18 protein-coding genes are annotated in these 21,191 nt (G+C 44.9%); 7 read left to right on the top strand and 11 right to left on the bottom strand.

The window, feature by feature from the left end:
* Positions 1-14: 14 nt before the first annotated feature.
* Together ACQEXU_RS11300 and aat are read right to left on the bottom strand one after the other, a co-directional pair.
* Positions 15-713: an arginyltransferase gene (locus ACQEXU_RS11300; RefSeq protein ID WP_427010899.1), complete on the bottom strand. Its 699-nt coding sequence runs from the start codon at positions 711-713 to the stop codon at positions 15-17.
* Positions 710-1,432 carry a leucyl/phenylalanyl-tRNA--protein transferase gene (aat, locus tag ACQEXU_RS11295; protein ID WP_427010898.1) on the bottom strand — a complete coding sequence of 241 codons (723 nt, stop codon included), beginning with the start codon at positions 1,430-1,432 and terminating at the stop codon, positions 710-712. The genes ACQEXU_RS11300 and aat overlap by 4 nt, the downstream gene beginning before the upstream one ends.
* 23 nt (positions 1,433-1,455) lie before the next feature.
* On the opposite strand from aat, the gene ACQEXU_RS11290 reads away from it, so the two are divergent.
* Both ACQEXU_RS11290 and aroA read left to right on the top strand, forming a co-directional pair.
* Positions 1,456-1,911, top strand: coding sequence for a glycine zipper 2TM domain-containing protein (locus ACQEXU_RS11290; RefSeq protein WP_427010897.1), 456 nt, complete (start codon positions 1,456-1,458; stop codon positions 1,909-1,911).
* A gap of 162 nt (positions 1,912-2,073) precedes the next feature.
* Positions 2,074-3,354, top strand: a complete 1,281-nt coding sequence (aroA, locus tag ACQEXU_RS11285; RefSeq protein WP_427010896.1) for a 3-phosphoshikimate 1-carboxyvinyltransferase — start codon at positions 2,074-2,076, stop codon at positions 3,352-3,354.
* 90 nt (positions 3,355-3,444) lie between these two features.
* Here the strand turns inward: aroA and ACQEXU_RS11280 are convergent, their stop codons facing one another.
* Complete coding sequence (locus tag ACQEXU_RS11280) at positions 3,445-3,693, bottom strand: YciN family protein (protein WP_367988641.1); 249 nt, start codon at positions 3,691-3,693, stop codon at positions 3,445-3,447.
* A gap of 320 nt (positions 3,694-4,013) precedes the next feature.
* On the opposite strand from ACQEXU_RS11280, the gene topA reads away from it, so the two are divergent.
* Positions 4,014-6,641, top strand: a complete 2,628-nt coding sequence (topA, locus tag ACQEXU_RS11275) for a type I DNA topoisomerase (RefSeq protein WP_427010895.1) — start codon at positions 4,014-4,016, stop codon at positions 6,639-6,641.
* A 67-nt stretch (positions 6,642-6,708) separates the two neighbouring features.
* On the opposite strand, the gene pyk is transcribed toward topA, so the two are convergent.
* Complete coding sequence (gene pyk / locus ACQEXU_RS11270) at positions 6,709-8,151, bottom strand: pyruvate kinase (protein ID WP_427010894.1); 1,443 nt, start codon at positions 8,149-8,151, stop codon at positions 6,709-6,711.
* Positions 8,152-8,418: 267 nt separating this feature from the next.
* Here pyk and mlc point away from each other — a divergent pair, with 267 nt between their 5' ends.
* Both mlc and ACQEXU_RS11260 read left to right on the top strand, forming a co-directional pair.
* Positions 8,419-9,636: a sugar metabolism global transcriptional regulator Mlc gene (gene mlc, locus ACQEXU_RS11265; RefSeq protein WP_367988644.1), complete on the top strand. Its 1,218-nt coding sequence runs from the start codon at positions 8,419-8,421 to the stop codon at positions 9,634-9,636.
* A 132-nt stretch (positions 9,637-9,768) separates the two neighbouring features.
* Positions 9,769-10,716 (top strand): chemotaxis protein CheV, encoded by a 948-nt coding sequence (locus ACQEXU_RS11260; protein WP_367988645.1) that lies wholly within the window; start codon positions 9,769-9,771, stop codon positions 10,714-10,716.
* A gap of 51 nt (positions 10,717-10,767) precedes the next feature.
* On the opposite strand, the gene ACQEXU_RS11255 is transcribed toward ACQEXU_RS11260, so the two are convergent.
* The 4 genes from ACQEXU_RS11255 to ACQEXU_RS11240 all read right to left on the bottom strand — a co-directional run bounded on the left by ACQEXU_RS11255 (position 10,768) and on the right by ACQEXU_RS11240 (position 16,803).
* The gene (locus ACQEXU_RS11255) at positions 10,768-13,839 is read right to left on the bottom strand and encodes an error-prone DNA polymerase (protein ID WP_427010893.1); all 3,072 of its coding nucleotides are present in this window, start codon (positions 13,837-13,839) and stop codon (positions 10,768-10,770) included.
* Positions 13,840-13,851: 12 nt separating this feature from the next.
* Positions 13,852-15,252 carry a Y-family DNA polymerase gene (locus ACQEXU_RS11250; RefSeq protein ID WP_427010892.1) on the bottom strand — a complete coding sequence of 467 codons (1,401 nt, stop codon included), beginning with the start codon at positions 15,250-15,252 and terminating at the stop codon, positions 13,852-13,854.
* 2 nt (positions 15,253-15,254) lie between these two features.
* The gene (gene imuA / locus ACQEXU_RS11245) at positions 15,255-15,932 is read right to left on the bottom strand and encodes a translesion DNA synthesis-associated protein ImuA (protein WP_427010891.1); all 678 of its coding nucleotides are present in this window, start codon (positions 15,930-15,932) and stop codon (positions 15,255-15,257) included.
* A 127-nt stretch (positions 15,933-16,059) separates the two neighbouring features.
* The gene (locus ACQEXU_RS11240) at positions 16,060-16,803 is read right to left on the bottom strand and encodes a YciK family oxidoreductase (protein WP_427010890.1); all 744 of its coding nucleotides are present in this window, start codon (positions 16,801-16,803) and stop codon (positions 16,060-16,062) included.
* 89 nt (positions 16,804-16,892) lie between these two features.
* Between ACQEXU_RS11240 and sohB the strand changes: the two genes are divergently transcribed.
* On the top strand, positions 16,893-17,954 hold the full coding sequence (sohB, locus tag ACQEXU_RS11235; protein ID WP_427010889.1) for a protease SohB: 1,062 nt from the start codon (positions 16,893-16,895) through the stop codon (positions 17,952-17,954).
* Between the two features lie 11 nt (positions 17,955-17,965).
* Here sohB and rrtA read toward each other — a convergent pair whose 3' ends face one another.
* On the bottom strand, positions 17,966-18,517 hold the full coding sequence (rrtA, locus tag ACQEXU_RS11230; protein ID WP_367988651.1) for a rhombosortase: 552 nt from the start codon (positions 18,515-18,517) through the stop codon (positions 17,966-17,968).
* A 3-nt stretch (positions 18,518-18,520) separates the two neighbouring features.
* Between rrtA and ACQEXU_RS11225 the strand changes: the two genes are divergently transcribed.
* The gene (locus tag ACQEXU_RS11225; RefSeq protein ID WP_427010888.1) at positions 18,521-19,132 is read left to right on the top strand and encodes a tRNA-uridine aminocarboxypropyltransferase; all 612 of its coding nucleotides are present in this window, start codon (positions 18,521-18,523) and stop codon (positions 19,130-19,132) included.
* Between the two features lie 7 nt (positions 19,133-19,139).
* Here ACQEXU_RS11225 and ACQEXU_RS11220 read toward each other — a convergent pair whose 3' ends face one another.
* Together ACQEXU_RS11220 and ACQEXU_RS11215 are read right to left on the bottom strand one after the other, a co-directional pair.
* A complete protein-coding gene (locus ACQEXU_RS11220) occupies positions 19,140-19,721 on the bottom strand; it encodes a C40 family peptidase (RefSeq protein ID WP_427010887.1) in 582 nt (193 codons plus the stop codon).
* Between the two features lie 135 nt (positions 19,722-19,856).
* Positions 19,857-21,179: an anti-phage deoxyguanosine triphosphatase gene (locus tag ACQEXU_RS11215; RefSeq protein ID WP_427010886.1), complete on the bottom strand. Its 1,323-nt coding sequence runs from the start codon at positions 21,177-21,179 to the stop codon at positions 19,857-19,859.
* Positions 21,180-21,191: the final 12 nt, after the last annotated feature.

The following is a 21,191-nucleotide window of genomic DNA, read 5'->3' as shown; positions in this document are numbered from 1 at the left end:
AGTTGGGGCGTATTCTACCCTTGCCAACGCTGATTTACTAGCCTTTGATGTCGGTTAAAACGGACTTTGTAATTCATCGCGGAGCATTCATCAATTTGGTAACCAAGATACAGCCATTGCTTGCCTTGTTGACGACAATATTCAAGCTGAAATAAGACGCCCAGAGTACCGATAGATAAGGCATAGTCAGGATCGAAAAATGTGTAGAAAGCGCTCACGCTGTTAGAAAGAATATCGGTCACTGCAATGGCGATAAGCGTGTCATCTTCATAGATGTGGAGGAACTGCGTATTCAACCACGAACACATAGCAAACTGCGCAAACTCTTTCTCTTTAGGTGGGTGCATCGACCCATCACGATGGCGCGCTTCGATATAGCGCGAGTACAGCGCAAACCAATTCTCATCCATTGTCTCTTTCAATCGCCAGCTGAGGTGAGAAGCCTTGTTTAATAGCCGCTTTTGGCTCTTGGAAGGAAAAAATTCAGGCACTGCTACTCGCAAAGCATTGCATGCGTTGCAGTGGGTACAGTGCGGTTTGTAAACGGTGTCTCCACTACGACGAAAACCATTGGCCAGCAGCACTTCATAGCTTGAGGCGCAGTGCATTGCCGAATCTAACGCCACGGCTACCCGCTCTTGTTGCTCCTTTAGATAACTGCAAGGATGGCTATCAGTTAAACCAATTCGGATTTGCTGCAATTCCGGATTCATTGGCGTTCCTCTAATGGCGATTCCAACCACTGAGATGTGTAGCAATGTTCTTTTAATTTATTTTGTTTAAAGGATAGCAGGCTTTTCATAAACTCTTCGCGTTCCAGTTGATAAGCTCCTAGAGAGGCTAAATGATCGTTCATCACTTGGCAGTCAATAAGCTGACCACCATGTTGTTGAAAATGATGGCAAAAATACCATAAGGCGATCTTTGACGCGTTGGTTTCCAAACTAAACATCGACTCACCGCAAAAAAGCTGACCAACAGAGATACCATACAAGCCACCAATCAGAGTTTTGTCGAGCCAGACCTCAACGGAGTGACAGTGCCCTGCGTTAGCTAAGGCATTATAGCTGGTGCGCATTTCTTCATTTAGCCACGTTTCGCTTTCGGTGCGAGTCTTTGCACAAAGCTCAATTACTTGCTCAGTAGCATGATTGATACTGACGCGATATTTATGCTTTCGTTGAAACTTTTTGAGACTTTTTGCCGCTTTAAATGTCTTAGGATCAAAGACTGCACGTGGAGAGGGGCTCCACCACAGGATGGGTTCCCCTGGTCCGTACCAAGGGAAGATTCCTTGTTGATAGCCAGCTAGAATGCGCTCGGGTTTGAGATCGCCGCCAAAAGCTAAGAGACCATTGGGATCTGCCAATGCTTCAAAAGGTGACGGAAACCATAAATTATCGCAGTCTAGTTCGGTTAAATAAATCGCCATTTATTAAGAGAGTTTAGAGCATTATGAAAAAGTGGTTGTGGATCTTATTGATTTTTCCGCTGTTTGCCAACGCAAGCTATCAACGAAATCAAGCAAGACCGGTTAATGAGGTGGTTTTTGGTAAAATAGATTCGGTTCGCTACATTACTCAACAAGAAATCATTGAGTCCAAAGGGAATGGATGGACGACATTACTGGGGGCTGTAGTTGGTGGCGTAATTGGTCATCAGTTTGGTGATGGTACCGGCAAAGAGGTTGCGACAGCAGTTGGAGCTGTTGCTGGAGCGGGGATTGCAAGAAATCAAGTAAATAACCGCTACCGAGTTGAATATCAATTAGTAGAATTGTTGGTCAAAACTGAAAAAGGGAAACTAATCGACATTATTCAAGATGTCGATAGTTCCATGCTGTTCTCACGTGGGGACCGGGTGAGAGTTTTGTATTTTAATGATGGCGTGAGGGTTGATAAGGAGTACTAGAAATACGGAATTATACCGCTCTCACTGAAAGGGCGATAAAAATCGCGTTTTTATCCACGATTTACTCTGGTTTTAACAGAGCTTTTTAGATAGGCTGCAAGTACGAAGAATTTTTCATCGCTTTAGTAGGATGCCAAAGCGAGTCAAGGAATAACAACTGTAATGGAAAGCCTTACGTTACAACCTATCAATAAAGTTAACGGTGAAGTTAATTTACCGGGTTCAAAAAGTGTTTCTAACCGAGCGTTGCTTCTAGCGGCGCTTGCAAAAGGGACAACTCGTCTTACTAATTTGCTCGATAGTGACGATATTCGTCATATGCTGAACGCACTCACTAAATTGGGTGTGAGCTACCGTTTGTCTGAAGATAAAACTGTGTGCGAAGTTGAGGGATTAGGCCAGCCATTTTCGGTGTCACAAGCAACGGAGTTATTTCTCGGGAATGCGGGAACAGCGATGCGCCCACTTGCGGCAGCCTTATGCTTGGGTGAAGGCGAATATGTCCTGACGGGTGAACCTCGCATGAAAGAGCGCCCAATTGGGCATTTGGTAACCGCGCTGCGCCAAGCTGGTGCTGAAGTTACATATCTTGAGAATGACGACTATCCACCATTAAAAATTACCGGTACTGGCTTGAAAGGGGGCGTCGTTTCTATTGACGGGTCGATTTCGAGCCAATTTTTGACCGCATTTCTAATGTCGGCACCTCTTGCTCAAGATGACGTGACGATTAAGATTGAAGGCGAACTGGTTTCCAAACCATACATTGATATCACATTGCATATCATGGCTCAGTTTGGCGTGGAAGTTGAAAACCGAAACTATCAAGAATTTGTTATTCGTGCAGGCCAATCATACGTAGCTCCAGGAGACTTTTTAGTTGAAGGCGATGCATCATCTGCCTCATACTTTTTAGCTGCGGCAGCTATAAAAGGTGGAGAAATTAAAGTCACTGGGATTGGCAAAAAAAGTATTCAAGGTGATATTCAATTTGCAGATGCGCTAGAAAAAATGGGGGCTGAAATTGAATGGGGAGACGATTACGTTATCTCTCGTGTGGGACAGCTAACGGCTGTTGATATGGATTTCAACCACATTCCCGATGCAGCGATGACCATTGCCACTGCAGCGCTATTTGCGAAGGGAACAACGGCAATTCGCAATGTATATAATTGGCGCGTCAAAGAAACGGATCGTTTAGCTGCGATGGCAACAGAGCTTCGCAAAGTGGGAGCCGAAGTGGAAGAAGGTGAAGACTATATCGTCATCACTCCACCGCAGCAGTTAAAACACGCGGCAATTGATACTTATGATGACCATCGCATGGCTATGTGTTTTTCCCTTGTGGCGTTGAGTGACACGCCCGTCACGATTAATGACCCTAAATGTACCTCAAAGACCTTTCCGGACTATTTTGAGAAATTAGCGTCTCTCAGTCGTTAAATTTTGTTGAAAGCCAGAGTTTGACTCTGGCTTTTTTATTATTGGAACTTTTTGCTTTCTTATTGTAAGAAAGCATCATTCGTTAGCGGTTTATTTGTCTAACGTAAATTCTTTTGAAAGGTGATGAGCCAAGTATTTGAACATGTTAAATACTGCCGTGGTATTCATTGTTGGCAGCCCGTTGTCATCAAGGAAGTAGTTTCCTTTGAATACTAAAACGCCTTCTTTTTCTTCGACAGAATCTGCACGCATGCCCTCAATATAATCATCATGTTCTTGGATGATTTGGTTTGCGATCAGTAGTAAATCAAATTCTGAGATGGCTTTTTTATCACTCATTTGGGTACTCCAGTATGGTTTTCTGCTGCGATTGTAGAGTGCTGGGAGCAAAGATCAATTACCATATGATGGACTCATTCAAAGGTTTTGTGATCGAAGACTGAAAATCATCGCTTCGATTAGGGTGATTTGGTCTGCCCGTATAGTATGGCGCCTCTTTTGATAATTCACTCATCGTTGAATTGTCGAGCAATCAAAGGATATTTTCAAAAAAGATATTGATCTTCTGGGAATCTCGCTCAATAGTAAAAAAAGAAGCAATATTTTAAGTATGCCGTTCTATAAATAATCGGCAGTGATTGAGGGCATTTGAGTCAGTTATGGGTAAGTCACTCGTTATTGTGGAGTCTCCTGCGAAGGCGAAGACCATCAATAAGTATCTCGGTAAAGACTTTATCGTTAAGTCCAGTGTGGGTCACGTGCGTGATCTTCCTACAGCAGGGCAAAGTTCTGGCCAAAAGGCCGCAGCGGTGTCGACTAAGGGCTTAAGCGTAGAAGAAAAAGCACGTATTAAGAAAGAGAAAGATCGCAAAGCTCTGATCAAAAAGATGGGTATTGACCCATACGATGGTTGGGAAGCGAACTATCAAATTCTGCCCGGTAAAGAAAAAGTGGTTGCCGAGCTTCAAAAACTCGCGAAAGACGCAGACAGCGTTTATCTCGCAACCGATTTAGACCGCGAGGGAGAGGCTATCGCTTGGCACCTTCGTGAGATCATCGGTGGCGATGAAGAGCGATACAAACGAGTGGTGTTTAACGAGATCACCAAAAACGCTATTCAACAGGCATTTGAAAAGCCTGGTGAGTTAAGCATGGATGGTGTGAATGCTCAGCAAGCACGACGTTTCATGGACCGCGTAGTGGGCTTTATGGTGTCGCCGTTACTTTGGAAAAAAGTAGCGCGTGGTTTGTCTGCTGGTCGTGTACAGTCTGTAGCCGTGAAGTTGCTGGTTGAGCGTGAGCGTGCCATCAAAGCGTTTGTTCCTGAAGAATTCTGGGACATTCATGCTGACACCAAGACTCAAGATAAATCTGATTTCCGTTTGCTGGTTGCCCAAAAAGATGGGACAGCTTTCAAACCAGTAAATGAAGCTGAAGCAAAAGCGGCGATGTCTGTTTTGGAAAAAGCAGATTACGAAGTTTGCAAGCGTGAAGATCGTCCGACATCGAGCAAACCGTCAGCACCATTCATTACATCGACACTGCAACAAGCAGCAAGTACGCGCCTTGGTTACGGTGTTAAGAAAACAATGATGCTTGCTCAGCGTCTGTATGAAGCGGGTTACATCACTTACATGCGTACCGACTCAACCAACTTGAGTGCAGAAGCGGTGGAAGCGGCTCGTAGCTTTATCGGTACTGAGTATGGTGACGCTTATCTTCCTGAAAAAGCGAATGTTTACGGCAGTAAACAGGGCGCACAGGAAGCGCACGAAGCGATTCGACCTTCAGATGTCGCAGTAAAAGCCGATGATCTTCAAGGTATGGAAGCGGACGCTCACAAGCTGTATGCATTAATTTGGAATCAATTTGTGGCTTGTCAGATGACACCGGCAAAATATGATTCAACAACCGTGAGTGTAAAAGCCGCTGAATACACGCTGAAAGCAAAAGGCCGTATCCTGAAATTTGATGGTTGGACTCGTGTTCAACGTCCTTTAGGCAAAAACGAAGACCAAATTCTTCCCGCTGTTCAGGTTGGCGACCGAGTGAACTTGGTAACACTTGATCCTAAGCAACATTTCACTAAGCCGCCAGCGCGCTTTACAGAAGCCGCCTTGGTTAAAGAGCTAGAGAAGCGTGGAATTGGTCGTCCTTCTACTTACGCATCTATCATTTCAACGATCCAAGATCGTGGCTACGTCAAAGTAGAACAACGTCGCTTTTACGCAGAAAAAATGGGTGAAATTGTTACCGACCGTTTAGATGATAGCTTTAACGAGTTGATGAACTATGAGTTCACATCTCGTATGGAAGAAAAACTTGACCAAATTGCAGAAGGTGAAGCGAACTGGAAAGGGGTGTTAGATAACTTCTTCAGTGACTTTACTGGTGATTTAGAGAAAGCAGAGCAAGACGAAGAACATGGTGGCATGAAGCCGAACCATATTGTTCTGACAGACATCGAATGTCCGACATGTTCACGTCAAATGGGGATTCGCACTGCTTCAACAGGTGTCTTCCTAGGCTGTTCAGGTTATGCATTGCCACCGAAAGAGCGTTGTAAAACAACGATTAATTTAGGTGACGAAGAAGGCATTATCAACGTTCTAGAAGAAGATGTTGAAACGGCGGCTCTACGTGCGAAGAAACGTTGTCCTATTTGCGAAACAGCAATGGATGCGTACTTGATTGATGACAAGCGCAAACTTCACGTCTGTGGTAATAACCCAAACTGTGATGGCTTTGTTGTGGAACACGGTGAATACAAGGTTAAAGGTTACGATGGCCCGGTTGTCGAGTGTGACAAATGTGGCAGTGACATGGTGCTTAAGAATGGTCGCTTTGGTAAGTATATGGACTGTACCAGTGACGATTGTAAAAACACTCGTAAGATCTTAAAAAATGGCGAAGTGGCTCCTCCGAAAGAAGATCCAGTTCACTTCCCTGAACTACCGTGTGAAAACTCAGACGCTTACTTTGTTTTACGTGATGGGGCATCCGGCCTGTTTATGGCAGCGCACAACTTCCCTAAATCTCGTGAAACACGTGCGCCACTTGTTGAAGAGTTGGCTCGCTTTAAAGAGCGCTTATCTCCTAAGTTCCATTATTTAGCGGAAGCACCAACTCATGACCCAGACGGTCGCCCGACTGTGGTTCGATTTAGTCGTAAGTCTAAAGAAAACTATGTGCGTTCAGAGATTGATGGCAAGCCTTCTGGTTGGACTGCATTGTACATTGATGGCAAATGGGACATCACTGACAAGCGTAAGAAACCAAAGAAGTAATTTCGATTTAAGCATAAGTAAAAAGCCAGTCAGATGACTGGCTTTTTCTTTTTCGAAAGCGGATAGATTATGCCGAGAGAATACGCATGCAGTTCGTGGAGCCGACAACGTCCATCACATCACCCTGTGTGATAATCACGAGATCTCCTTCATGTAAAAAACCAATCTGCTTGAGTCGGTCTACTGCTGCTTGTGCTGTAGAAAGGCCTACATCGCCTTTAGAGTCAAAGTAGACGGGGAATACTCCACGATATAGTGCGCTACGGTTTAGAGTTCCCTCGTTGCGGGAGAGTGCGAAAATAGGTAACCCAGAACTTAGACGTGAGGTCATGAGTGCTGTTCTGCCTGACTCAGTCAAGGTTACGATCCCTTTGATGCCTCGCATGTGATTCGCTGCAAACATGGTTGACATAGCAATAGTTTCTTCGCCTGTCTCGAATACATGATCCATCCGATAGTTAGAACGGTTGATAGCCGCCATTTTTTCTGCGCCGAGACAGACACTAGCCATCGATTGGACTGTTTCTAGTGGGTACTTACCGGCAGCAGTCTCTCCAGATAACATGACTGCATCAGTTCCATCGAGTACCGCATTGGCAACATCCATGACTTCTGCTCGGGTTGGCATCGGGTTTTCCATCATCGATTCCATCATTTGCGTAGCAGTGATGACCGCTCGATTTAGGCTGCGTGCTCTTCGAATTAATTGTTTCTGCACGCCGACAAGTTCCGGATCGCCAATTTCTACTCCAAGATCACCACGTGCGACCATGACAACATCAGAGGCGAGAATAATATCGTCGATGTTTTCTTCGCTTTCTACCGTTTCAGCTCGTTCCACTTTGGCGACCAGTTTCGCTTCAAGGCCAGCATCTCTTGCAAGTCTTCGAGCGTACTTCATGTCTTCGCCATTACGAGGAAATGAGACAGCAAGGTAGTCCACTTTAATTTCAGCGGCCAGAAGAATGTCTTTTTTATCCTTCTCTGTCAGAGCGTCGGCAGAAAGACCGCCGCCTTTTTTGTTGATGCCCTTATTATTCGACAAGGCGCCACCAATGATAACTTTTGTATGAACCTTGCAATCTTCAACTTGGACGACTTCCAACTGTACGCGTCCGTCATCAAGTAACAAAATATCGCCTTTGGAGACGTCATCAGGAAGTTCTTTGTAATCCAAGCCAACGGCTTGCTGGTGGCCTTCACCGGCAGGTAATTCACTGTCTAATGTGAATTTTTCACCTACATTGAGGTGGATTTTTCCATCTTTAAATGTGGAGACTCGAATTTTTGGTCCTTGTAAGTCTCCCAATATCGCAATATGCGTCCCTAATTTTGCCGCAATGTTACGTACTCTGGTGGCTCGAAGCTTATGATCTTCAGCACTGCCATGTGAAAAGTTCATTCTGACGACGTTAGCACCCGCAGTAATAATGGACTCTAATACGTCATCTTTATCTGTAGAAGGACCGAGAGTAGTGACAATTTTCGTTCTTCTTTGAATTGCAGTCATGCGCTTCTCCATCGGTAGGACACTGAAGTAAGTATACGCAAGGCCTCGATAATTGAGAGAAAAATAACCGGAATTTGATACCTGTATTGTAGATATTTATCAGAGCAAAAAAATGCTATCGATTATGAGATTAATCGTTCTCTATTTGACTGAGTACGCAAAGAATCATGTTTATGCGTGATGCTTGTCACGGCAATCTACCAAAGGTCTTCACAATTACTTCGCAAAGTAAAAAAATTACCATGTCATTGATATTCGGAGTGCTCTATGTACATGGCTCAACCTGGCCATATTGATCATATCAAGCAGGTCAATGCTGGCCGTGTATATAAACTCATTGATCAAAAAGGTCCAATTTCCCGTATCGACTTGTCGAAGGAAAGTGAACTTGCCCCCGCTAGTATTACTAAGATCACGCGTGAATTAATTGAAGCTCATCTTATCCATGAGACGACTGTTCAGGAAGCAACCAGTCGTGGTCGTCCTGCTGTTGGCCTACAAGTAAATAATGAAGGTTGGCAATTTCTTTCCATGCGCCTTGGGCGTGGTTACTTAACCATTGCACTCCATGAATTGGGTGGCGATGTACTGATCGACACCAAAATAGATATTCATGAAATTGATCAAGAAGATGTACTTCAACGTCTTCTGCATGAAATCGAAGAATTTTTCCAAACGTATTCTGATCAGCTTGATCGGGTAACAAGTATCGCTATTACATTGCCTGGTCTAGTCAATTCCGAGCAAGGTATTGTGCTCCAGATGCCTCATTACAATGTGGAAAACTTAGCTTTAGGGCCTGAAATCTTTAAAGCAACCGGTTTGCCAGTTTTTATTGCTAATGATACTCGAGCATGGGCACTGGCTGAAAAGCTGTTTGGTCACTCTCAAAACAACGAAAACTCTGTTTTGATCTCTATCCATCATGGGCTTGGCGCCGGGATTGTACTTGATGGGCGTGTGTTACAGGGGCGACATGGCAATATCGGTGAGTTAGGCCATATCCAAATCGACCCGAAGGGTAAAAAATGCCATTGCGGTAATTATGGCTGTCTTGAAACAGTGGCTAGCTCACAAGCCATTCGTAATGAAGTGAGCGAACGAATTGCTGGTGGTGAAGCCTCTATCTTAGCTGATATTGAAGAAGTGTCTGTTGAAGACATTTGTGAAGCCGCCGCTAACGGTGATGCGCTTGCTGTGGATGTTATTGAAAAGCTAGGGCGCTACCTTGGCTCTGCTATTGCGATTGTAGTGAACTTGTTTAACCCAGAAAAAGTGTTGATTGGTGGTGTTATCAATCAAGCGAAAGATGTTTTATATCCTGAGATCAGAAAGTGCATCGAAGAGCAAAGCCTACCTGTTTACTATCAGGATTTGGAGTTGGTTGAGTCCCGCTTTTATAAACAAGCAACAATGCCGGGGGCAGCGTTGATCAAACAAGCTTTATTTGATGGCTTATTGCTAATGAAAGTGATTGAAGGTTAACACTTTTATTTCTGCAACTAAGGTTTCTTTTTACAAACGACCCATATAACTTTAAGGTTATATGGGTTTATTTTTGTCTTAGTGACTCGCTATAGACTATTTTTGATATAAATAAGTTTTTCGGGAAGCCTTATGTCCGGAGTATTAAATACAGTAGACCAGCGTACCAATCTGGTGGGTGAGAATCGCCTAGAGCTATTACTGTTTAGCCTGAACAGTCGTCAGATCTTCGCCATTAATGTGTTTAAGGTGAGAGAGGTGATAAAAGTTCCCCCGCTTACTAAAATGCCAGGCTCTCATCATCATATTACGGGAGTAGCATCACTTCGTGGCGTTTCAGTTCCTGTCATTGATCTACGTAGTGCCATTGGTTTTCCAGCTTCACGCCTAGAAGAAACGGAAGAAAACCTGATCATCACAGAATATAACCGAACGGTTCAAGGCTTTTTGGTTGGCCAGGTCCGTAATATCGTCAATACCGCATGGACTGAAATTCAGCCGCCACCAAAGACAGCTGGTCGTGCAAACTACCTTACGGCAATCACTCAACTTAAAGAAGGTGACGAGAAGAAAATCGTTGAAATCATTGATGTTGAGAAAGTGCTTGCTCAGATCATCGATTACGATGTGTCGATTTCTGAAGGTGTGCTTGACCATGATTTAGTCTCTCAGATGGCTGGACGCAATGTACTCATTGTGGATGATTCATCGACTGCGAGAGCGCAAGTTAAAGGGACGTTATCTCAGCTCGGCCTTAACATTATCGAATGCCGAGATGGGTTAGAAGCATTGAATTTACTTAAAACTTGGTGTGATGAGGGCAAGAAAGTCACAGAAGAACTGCTGTTAATGATCACTGATGCAGAGATGCCAGAGATGGATGGTTATAAATTAACCTATGAAATCCGTAATGATCCGCGAATGAAAGACATGCACATTACGCTCAATACTTCTCTTAGCGGAAGTTTTAACGATGCGATGGTGAAGAAGGTGGGATGTGACAGGTTTATTTCTAAATTCCAGCCTGATTTGTTGGTGCAAGTGGCGCAAGATCGCTTGCGTGAGGTGTTAAATCGTTAAAATAAATCAATAATAACGAAAGGGAGCAATGCTCCCTTTTTCTTTTCTCAGTTAGTGGAAATCTCGTGATTTTGTCTTCAATCCCGTTAAATGATCCGTCACATCCATCAACCTACCTGCGATAACATGGGTTACTTCACCTTCTCGCTCCAAAATTCCTTTTACGACTAGAATTTTTGCGGTGAGATACGCTTGTTTTTGTGCTCGGGCTGTCGCGCCCCAAACGACGACATTAATGTTGCCACTGTCATCTTCTAAGGTGAAAAAAGTGACGCCTGCTGCTGTGCCGGGTGATTGTTTACCAGTGACAACCCCCGCGACAGTGACCAAAGATTTATGTGGTTTTGCCAATAGCTCTTTCATTCGGGTAAATTTGGGTAGTCGCCTTGCTTGTTCAAGTAAAGTAATAGGGTGGGCGTTGAGTGATAGCCCTGTTGCTGCGTAATCTTCGACCAATGTCTGTACCGGACTGGGTTGATACAAGTGTGTGGTGCTCTCTTCTTCAACGCCTTGGAAAAGAGGAAGATCAGACACAGAATCCATCATCGCCCACCGTGTTTGGTAACGGTTATTAGCAAAAACCTGCATGGCATTGGCTGAAGCCAATAACTCAATATCGCGCTGGCTTAAACCAATGTGTTTAAGCTGAGAAGGGTGTTGGTAACCTTGTGAAGGCTTGGCTTTCCAGAGTTGATGAAAACTGTGCTCACTGAATCCTTTAATTTGTCTCAGGCCAAGCCGAATGGCTAGTTGGTCACCCATTCTTACTACTTGATGGTGGAAATCTGATTGGTTCACACAACAAGGCAAAATGTTAAGACCGTGTCGCTTGGCATCCTGAACCAACTGAGAAGCGCTATAAAATCCCATGGGCAAACTATTAAGGAGAGAAGTATAAAACGCTTCTGGGTAATAATATTTTAGCCACGCCGAGCAATAAGCCAGCACCGCGAATGAGGCCGAGTGGCTTTCTGGAAAACCGTACTCTCCGAAACCGCAGATTTGGTCAAAAATACGTTCTGCAAATTGCTGTTCATAACCGCGTTCTTTCATGCCATCAATCAGCTTGTTTTTAAATTTAAAAACACTGCCGCTTTTCTTCCATGCTGCCATGGCTCGGCGAAGTTGGTCGGCTTCTCCGCCACTAAAACCAGCAGCTACCATGGCTAATTTGATCACTTGTTCTTGAAAAATAGGCACTCCCATCGTTCGCGACAGTACGTCTCGCACGTCTTCAGATGGGTAGGTCACAGGCTCTTCGCCATTACGTCTTTTAAGAAAAGGATGAACCATATCGCCTTGAATTGGCCCCGGACGGACGATGGCAATTTGGATGACTAAATCATAATAGCTGTTTGGCTTTAGCCTTGGCAGCATGCTCATTTGAGCACGTGACTCAATTTGAAACACACCAATGGTGTCTGCTTTTTGGATCATTGCGTACACATTTGGGTCATCTTGCTGGGCGGTGATCGCTGCAATGGAAAGTTCTCTGTGGTGATATTGCTTGATAAGGCCAAAGCATTTACGTATAGCGGTGAGCATACCCAGAGCCAACACGTCTACTTTGAGTAGGCCAAGGCTTTCTAAGTCATCTTTATCCCATTGAATGACGGTACGATCTTGCATCGATGCATTCTCAACAGGCACCAGTTCGTATAGCGGGCCTGATGAAATCACAAAGCCCCCAACGTGTTGTGAAAGGTGGCGTGGGAATCCCATAATTTCATTCACTAATTGGATAAATTGTTCGCCTTTTAATGAATCTGGCTGTAAGCCAAGTTCAACAATTTGCGCTTGCCAGCCTTGGGATCGATCGCGTCGATTAACATTTTTTATAAAGTAGTCCAGCTGTGTTTGTTCGATTCCCAGTGCTTTCCCTACATCACGAATCGCACTTTTAAAACGGTAAGAAATCACAGTCGCCGCGAGCGCGGCACGCTCACGGCCATATTTCTGATAAATGTATTGAATGACTTCTTCACGTCGCTCGTGTTCGAAGTCGACATCGATATCGGGTGGCTCATCTCGCTCTTTACTGATAAAGCGTTCGAACAGTACAGAAATCTGCCTTGGGTCGACTGAAGTTATCTCGAGGCAATAGCATACGACAGAATTAGCTGCAGACCCCCGGCCTTGATACAAAATGCCATTACGCTTAGCGAACATCACAATGTCGTGAATGGTGAGAAAATAAAATGGATAGTTGAGCTCTTCTATCAGAGCCAATTCTTTATCAATAGTGTGCTGGATCGATTCTGGTACACCTTTGGGAAAACGTTGCCTTTTCCCTTGATTAACCAGATTGATTAGGTGGCTGATTGGCGTTTCCCCATCAGGGATCAGTTCACTAGGGTATTCATAACGTAGTGAGCCTAGGTCAAACTCACAACGGGTGGCAATACGTACGCTCTCTTCTAACCATTGCGGTTTGAACAGGCGGTGGAGTTTTTCTTTACTGCGTAGTGCATGCTCTGCATTAGAGATTAAATGAGCACCCACTTTCTCGACGCTACTGCCTTGCTGAATAGCGGTTAAGACATGTTGTAAGGGTAACCGATTGGCCGTATGCATTAATACACCACCACAAGCCGTAATAGGAAGGTGCAATTCGCTGGCCAACGTTTGGCAATGATGAAGGTAGGTTTGGTCGCTATCTTTGAGGTGACGCTGTACACCAAGCCACAGCCGGGAGTGATGATGTTGACCGAGCCATTGGCCCCACTTGAGGTCATCTTCTTTATGACTGGGAAGCCAGATTATGAAGCAGTGTCTGATGGACATGAGATCCCATTCAGATAGCTGGTATTGCCCTTTCTCAGAGCGCCGTCTTGCATTGGTGATGATCCGACACAGCTCTGCATAGGCTTGCCTGTTAGGGCAGAGGAGAACCACTTGGCATTCTTGATTGAGCCAAAACATGCTGCCGACAATCAGCTTAATCCCTAATTGATGTTGTTTAATGGCGCTGTAAGCACGGACAACTCCTGCGACAGAGCATTCATCGGTGATCGCCAGTGAGTGATAACGCAGAAAATCCGCTTGTAAGATCAGCTCCTCTGCATGGGAAGCACCAGTAAGAAATGAGAAATTAGTTTGGCAAAACAGCTCGGCATAATTCACTACTTAGGCTCCTTAACTGAATTGACCATGAAGAAACCAATGTTTGTCTTGATCGCGGAATACCCATAGCCACCGGCCTTGCTGGCTTCGAGCAACAAAGTAATCACGAATAACACTATCGCCATCCCACCAACCGGTCACTAGTCGCTCTGGTCCTTGTATTAAGGTGACTTTTTCTGTTAACGACTCTGGTTCTGGCAACATAAGGCTCGGCCGTAACCGCGTTACACGGCGTATTTGAGGCGGGGTATGAGTTGGAGCACACAATACAGTGGCTTTTTCTGGTCTAGGATCATCGGTTCGTGCAATTTTTCGTACTTGCTCCTTACCTAATTTGGCTTGCAACAATGCAATGAGTTCTAGCTCACTTTGTTGCCCTTGATGACCACAAAATAAATCTTGTGCGTTGGCCTCAAGTTCGCCGCTACGCTCAATTTTGAGCGTTAACCCTTGAACAGGCGCTTCGAGTTGCACGGATTCAAGTGTGAGTTGGCATAAGGTCATCCAACGACTTGCTTGATAATCACCACACGCGGAGGTGAAGGTTATCTGGTTTGATTGGCCATCTCTCTGATGTAGCTGCAAAGAGAGCTCGTAAGCGACTTGATTACGCAGGTTGAGAAAATGTTCCAGCTTATTCAATAAAAGAGTAAGTGGCTTCTCTAGCCACTGAATATTCTCGATATCGAACAGCAGCGCTAGATAACTTTGAAAATGTTCAGGAGGATGATAGTACGTCACCGGATGTTTAAATTGGCCCATTAAGCGACCAAGGTAATTGACAAGATCAATATCAAAACGTCGCGCGACTTCCTGTAACGGTAGCGCCAGTAAATCAGCAAGTGTTTGGATGCCTACTCGGGATAGTTTCTCTACTTGTTTTATCGTTAACTCAGTGACAGCCAGTGGGAACGGCTGTATGCGTTCAAGTAGCTGCTGCTTATCTTCAGAGAGGAAATCTTGCTGTCCTTTCGCGAGCAAAATTGCAGAATAGGGGGAAAAACCGCATGCAAAATGATAGCGTACCTGCAAGGTATTCAGGTGCTGAGAGAGGGTATCCCAATATTTCATTAGGCCACCATAAAGAGACAGCATATCCGTCACTTTTAACAAGATCCCCTGTGGTGGTATGAGTACGATGTCAGAGGTCACCAGATAGAGCCATTGAGCGATGTCCGTTAAGGTTTGTGCTTCCACTTTTTCATCATAAGGATGGACTTGCAGGGAATGGCACATTGCCGCAGCGCTGCCGAGGCCCATGCCTATTTTTATGCCTTGATCCAGTGCGTTTGGGTTTGCTTGAACCACGTGATGCGCTCGACCATCCACAATGACTAAAGGGGATTGAGTTTGGTCAGAAAATAAGGCGTCCAACTGCAACGCCGGAAAATATAAATATAACCAGAGTTGCATGTTTAGCCTTGTTTTTGCATGGGAAAAGGAATAACGACGGGCGTTTTGCGCTGTAATGACAGCGAAGGCCAGCGCTCACTCATATCTAAAATAAAGCTGCTGTGTGGCCAACCACCACGCCGCTTGGTGATACTGATCTCGAGTCCCTGTTCATGGGGTTGTAATCGAAGGCTTAAACTTACGGGAAGTGAAAACACATGCTTGCGCTGAGCTTTGAATAGAAACTGTAAGCAGCGCCCAGTCTCACTAGCAACCTGAAGTCTACGCGCCTGATGCACCTCAAGCTCTGAATGCCACAGCAATACATTGTCACAGGCTCCGCTTTTTAGGCACTGTTCTGCTGCCCATAACGCTTCACGTTCGGTTTTTGGGTTGATAAAGAGAATGTGGTTACGATCGAGCCCTTCGCTTTCGAGTTGTTCAGCGCAAAGATAACCTGGCGGCTGAATAAATACACTCAATCGTTGTTGTTGATTCTGGCGAAGGTGTGGCATGAGCAAGCGTAGTTCACCAATGCCTGAAGGGGAGTCCACCTCAACAACACCTTGTTTAGGAAAACCACCTTGTAATTTTTCATCCAACAGACGAAAGCCAGTGGAGAAGAATTCTTGCGTGGTTTGATGGTATGACCCTTGCCAAACCCACTGTTTATTTTTCAGATGCTCAATCAATTCGTACATAACAAAATACCTGTATATTTATACAGTATAATTCATTATAAAGAAGCGGCAAGAGGAAAAGAGAGGAATAAATACAAAAACGCCTCGCAAAAAAGCAAGGCGTTGAATAAACGGAAAATCTTTTTAGTTATTTCTTTGGCTGAGCATCAATGCACTGGCCATGTACGTCACGGCCTTCTGGTGCCATCAAATAAAGGTAAAGTGGCATGATATCCAGTGGTGTTTTCAACAACTCAGCATCTTCTGCTGGGTAGGCTTTAGCACGCATTCCCGTACGGGTGCCACCTGGATTAATTGCATTAACACGTACGCTGGAGTCGCTCAGTTCATCTGCCAGAACTTGCATCATGCCTTCGGTTGCAAATTTAGACATAGCGTACGTGCCCCAAAAAGCACGGCCGTCATGACCAACCGTTGAAGAGGTGAACACAAGGCGAGCGTCGTCTGATTTTTTCAATAAAGGCAACACCGCTTGAGTCATCATAAACTGAGCTTTAACGTTGACCTGCATGACATCGTCATAAGTGTCTTCGCCAATTTGATCAAATGGGCTGATCACACCAAGTAAGCTGGCATTGTGTAACACGCCATCTAAGCGGCCAAACTGTCCTTCGATGGTATCGACCATATCGAGGTAATTCTGTTTGGTTGCCCCTTTCATATCCAGTGGGATGATTGCTGCTTGTGGGTAACCAGCCGCTTCAATTTCATCGTAGGTTTGTTCCAGCTTTTTCACTGTGCGGCCAAGAAGAATAACGGTTGCCCCATGTTGTGCATATGACAATGCTGCCTGTTTGCCGATACCGTCACCTGCACCAGTGACTAAGATTACTTTGTCCTTTAGGGCTTGTTCAGAAACTGAATACTCCACAGTTTGTGTCCTTATCGTTATGTTCTACTTTAAGTATTTATGGCAAGGTGGTTACAATACACCAATTCGTTCATTTGGGGATAAAGACGTTGGAATTTTTATTGGACTATGGCCTGTTTTTGGCCAAGATTGTGACCGTCGTGGTCGCGCTTGTAGCGATTTTGGTGATTGCCAAAGCGGTTAGCGGAAAAAGCGGTGGTGCGAAAGGTGAATTGGAAATCACCAACCTGACGGAAGCGCATAAACAGACAGTCGAGCAATTAGAACATCACCTTCATGATGAAGCCTTTATTAAAGCGCGAGATAAAGCAGAAAAGAAAAGCGAGAAAGAAAAAAATAAGGCTCGCGAAAAAGAGATCAAGCAAGCTTCAAAAGAAGGTGCCTTGGACAGTAAGCGTGAACCACACCTGTTCGTTCTCGATTTCAATGGCAGTATTGATGCAAAAGAAGTTGCCGCGCTGCGTGAAGAAGTGACGGCGATTTTAGCTGTGGCACGAGAAGGGGATGAAGTATTGCTTCGCCTTGAGTCTGGTGGTGGTATGGTCCATGGTTATGGTTTGGCTTCTTCTCAGCTTGACCGCATTAAAGCGGCTGGCCTGCCTTTGACGATTGCCGTTGATAAAGTTGCTGCGAGTGGCGGTTATATGATGGCGTGTATCGCCGATAAAATTGTGTCTGCACCGTTTGCTATTGTTGGCTCAATTGGTGTGATTGCTCAGTTGCCAAACTTTAACAAGTTACTGAAAAAACATGATATTGAGTTTGAACAACTGACGGCTGGCGAATACAAACGTACTTTAACTATGTTTGGTGAGAACACAGACAAAGCTCGTGAGAAGTTCAAACAAGAACTGGAAGAGACGCATGGTTTATTTAAAGACTTTATTCGTGAGCGTCGTCCTGAGTTGGAACTAGATAAAGTTGCAACGGGTGAGCATTGGTTTGGTACCCAAGCACATGAACTTGGTCTTGTGGATGAAATCAAAACATCGGACGACATCGTTGTAGAAGCGTGTAAAGACAAAACCGTATTGGCGATTCATTACGTTGCGAAGAAGAAATTGGCTGACAAGCTAGCCGGTGTTGCTGGTGAGGCCGCTGATAACGTACTGATGAAACTAATCAGTCGCGGTCAACGACCTATCGTTTAATCGCGTTACGACTAACGCCTGTCCAGTAGTGACAGGCGTTTTTCTATTAATGCAAATAATACCCCAGTGACAGCGCCAGCAAGATGAGCTTCAACCGCAACTCTCGCCTCAATTAATGCGGCCGTGGAGGCGGACGGGCCAGCAAACTGTTCCCATAATACTTTTGCCGCAAGACCAATGAGAAGCAACCAACTGCTTTTGCGTCCTTGAATCACCTCTTGAATGGCAAAATAGCCAAACAGCCCATGCAGTACACCAGATAATCCAACGTAGATGTTCATATTGGATAGAAAAATGGCAAAGCCGACACCAAGGCTGGTGGTGAATAAGGCAAACAACAGCGCTTTCGTTGAAGGTTTGAAAATATAGCTGATGACCCAAAGCCCCGCGAGATTCATTCCAAGGTGCGGAAAGTTGGTGTGGGTGAAATTTCCTGTTAGGATGCGCCACCACTCTCCTTGGTTTAGAGCGTGACGATTCCATTCACTCAATGTAGCCAATGGCTCGAACTGTAAGCCTAAACAAATTAAGCTGATAACGGATAACAGAAGATACAAATTCACTTTATGTCTCGATATTGTACTCAGTGTGGAAAACCACACAAAGCCTGTATTTGCCAATGGATAAAAAGCTTACCATCGAATGTAGAGCTGATTATTTTACAGCATCCGAGTGAAACGAAACGACCGATGGGTACCGCTCGAATACTGACCTTATCTCTGCCAAATAGCCATTGCTTTGTTGGAGAAGACTTTAGTCAACATGCTGAGCTAAATGCATTGCTAAATCAAGCGGATATGCAGCACTTTGTGTTGTATCCGGGAGAGAATGCGATTGAAGTGAATGAGGGTTTTAGTCACACGGATGAAAAGGCAGTTTTACGGGTTATCTTACTTGATGGGACGTGGAAAAAAGCATACAAGATGTGGCAGCTATCAACCAATCTTCATGCTTTACCATTGCTCAAGTTGCCGAGTAACCTTGCAGGGAATTACCGTATTCGAAAAGCACCGAGTGATAACGCACTTTCTACCGTGGAAGCGGGTTTCCATATTTTAAGTTTGTTACAACCTGAGCAAGATTTTACACCGCTTCTACATGTTTTTGATCAGATGATCGAATACCAAATCCAACAGATGCCCGCTGGTGTTTTTGAACGCAATTATCAGAAAAACTAGGCAGAGCTTACATACTTACCACAGTGAGGAAGCGTCTAGGATAGCCACTCTTGTAGTAATTGGTTTCAGTGACGCCAAAGTGCTTTTTGGAAGACGAGCTATGAATGAAGCTGAGCTTTCCATCGCCAATTTCGGTAATAATGCCAGCATGACCCGGTTTTCGAATGTTAGGGTTGGTACCGGTAAATACAATTAAATCCCCAACTTTTGCATCTTCTAACGACACCTTATTGGCATACAAGCTCGGGTAGGCCGCCGTTGTGCGAGGTATGTTGATATCAAACTTTCGATAGACGTATTGGATGTACCCGGAGCAATCGAATCCTTTCGGCGTGCTGCCGCCGTAGATGTACTGAGTACCCAAAAAGCGCCGTGCATAATCGATCATTTCCGTTTGTGGCTGCTCTTTCTCAAGTGTTTTGACTGTATCCACACTTTCACTTATCTCAATTGGCTGTAATTGAGTAAACATTGGTTCTGCTGCATGTTTAGTTTCTACGTGACTGGTTGGCTCTGAAGCCGTTGGAACGGCAGAGCAAGCGACAGAAAGTAAGGGAAATGGAAGCAGTATTAAGTGTTTTAAGTTCATAGAGCGAGATCGAATGACGGTATTTCTGCGCAATAAACTAACACGAGACGAGCAGTCGGTTGATAAGAGTTTTGTCAAAATGTCGATTGGAAAAAGAGTGGCATGAACCACTCTTATCGATAAGTTCAACAGACCCTAGTATCCATGAGATGAAAACAGCTGCTGATGCAGTCTTTGAGCGTGACCGTCAGTCATGGATGAAATGTGGTCAGAGATCACTCGCAGGCCATGCGTTTCATCACTACTGCTTTGCCAACGCTGGCGTGGCTGCTCAGGTAGCAGACGTTCAGGATCGGCACTGAGTGCTTCAAAGATATCCATGATAATTTGCTGGCCTTTGTATTCCACCATTTGAACCTGTGGGATCTGGATGACATAGTGACTAACAAAGTGTTTCAGTATCTCTAGCGCTTTTGCCATGGTCGGCTCAAGAAAGGCATTAAAGGCGAGTAACTCAGAATGAAAAGCGGCTTCAACCGGTTTGATAGAGATACTGGTTAATAACGCATTGACCATGCCTCCGATGGCGTCTTTTCGTTGATAGTGCGTATCAGAAAAGAGCATATCGCCGACAGAATCAATATGCGCTTCGAACCAAGGGTCGCCACATTCTGCCAGAGCACAAGCTGCGACTTCTTGCCATTGATTGCGAGTGACAAGGCCAAGCACAATTGCGTCTTCGAGATCATGCACGCCGTAAGCAATATCGTCCGCAAGCTCCATAATTGAACAATCGAGAGATTTATAACGTGTTTTATGGTGTTGAGTTACGGGGAGCGTTTCTTCTCGCATCTGACTAAACGCGTCTTTGTCACTGTCTGAAAGCGGGGCAAGAACCCATTCAAACAACGCACTGTCACAGTCGTAGATTCCTTTGGCAGGCATCCAATCTTTTGCTTTAAGTTTGCGCTGATGGAGGGCTGGTTCAGGTTGTTGGGAAGCACAAACTTGGCTAAGCAAGGCGGGGTATTTGATTAGCCCAAGTAAAGTTCTGCGAGCGAGGTTCATACCGAAATGCTCGGTGTAAGGTTCAAGTTTGGTGACGATACGGAAAGTCTGTGCATTGCCTTCAAAGCCGCCGTGGTCGCGCATCATGTAATTGAGCGCTACTTCACCACCATGGCCATAAGCAGGGTGGCCGATATCGTGAGCTAAGCACAGGGAATCAATCAGGCTATCACTCGGGAGCAAATCACGGAACTCAGGCTGTTTCTTTTTCAGTTGTGCCACAATGCCTGTACCGAGTTGTGCCGCCTCTAATGAATGAGTGAGCCGAGTGCGGTGGAAATCATCGACACTTTTACCATGTACTTGGGTTTTTGCTTGTAAACGACGAAAAGCCGCCGAGTGCAGAATACGGGCACGATCGCGCTGATATGGACTGCGGTGGTCATCACGACGAATTTTATGTTCGTCATCGTGTCTTTCTTGCCAACGTGCACTGATATTAAACGTCATGAATCATCTCCT

The sequence above is a fragment of the Vibrio sp. TRT 21S02 genome, assembly GCF_050113675.1.
GTDB lineage: Bacteria > Pseudomonadota > Gammaproteobacteria > Enterobacterales > Vibrionaceae > Vibrio.
This window is presented reverse-complemented; position numbering and strand designations above follow the sequence as displayed.